This window comes from Dietzia sp. Cai40, from assembly GCF_014145165.1.
Classification (GTDB): domain Bacteria; phylum Actinomycetota; class Actinomycetes; order Mycobacteriales; family Mycobacteriaceae; genus Dietzia; species Dietzia natronolimnaea.
The window spans coordinates 1-290 of record NZ_JAALEB010000419.1 but is presented as its reverse complement, the minus strand read 5'-3'; the positions used below and the strand labels follow the sequence as shown (position 1 = coordinate 290).

At 71.7% G+C, this 290-nt stretch carries 1 pseudogene; it reads left to right on the top strand.

The features are described from left to right. Positions 1-116: 116 nt before the first annotated feature. A pseudogene (locus G6022_RS14780) lies at positions 117-290 on the top strand (primosomal protein); the annotation flags it as partial.

The following is a 290-nucleotide window of genomic DNA, read 5'->3' as shown; positions in this document are numbered from 1 at the left end:
TCGCCCTCGCGGTGAGCGGCCGCGCGCAGGCCGCCGAGGCCGCCGGGGACGACTCAGCCGGTGCCCTGTCGGCGGGCCGTGGCACCGGCTGACGGGCCGTGGATATGCTGACCGGCATGGCCAAGGACATAGTCCCGATCGAGCTCGGTCTCCCTGAGGGAGACGTCACGACCCTCTGGGCGCCCAGTTGGCGGGAGGACAACGACGACTGGGAGGCGTTCCTCGGCCTCGACGAGGACCTCTACGCGTTCGATTCGACCGCCGAACTCCTGGCCCTGGTCCGGAGCGGC